A 287-nucleotide genomic window follows, 5' to 3' on the forward strand; every position below is an offset into this window, starting at 1 on the left:
GACACAAGGACATTGCGTCCACGCTCGTAACCGATACTCGCATAACCCTGTTTCAATGCCGCTATGACATTGGAATAGCCTTGTACCACCTGCTTGCCGAAACCGTTCTCCAACGCTTCCCGGTGTTGCTGTTCGGTCAGTTCCGTAAGCGGAAAGTTCCTGTCCTGCTTAGGTTGTTGGAATACATAACCGTCCACGATTTCGGGCAAAGCGTTGTCATTGATACGGAATGCGAACGGGTCAAACTCCCGGTCACGTATGTGCATCGCCTTTACCTCGCTTATGTT

General features: G+C 50.9%; 1 pseudogene. It reads right to left on the minus strand.

The window, feature by feature from the left end:
• Positions 1-287, minus strand: a pseudogene (locus tag DXA74_RS14660) (mobilization protein); the annotation flags it as partial.

This window comes from Bacteroides sp. OF04-15BH (assembly GCF_003477995.1).
GTDB lineage: Bacteria > Bacteroidota > Bacteroidia > Bacteroidales > Bacteroidaceae > Paraprevotella.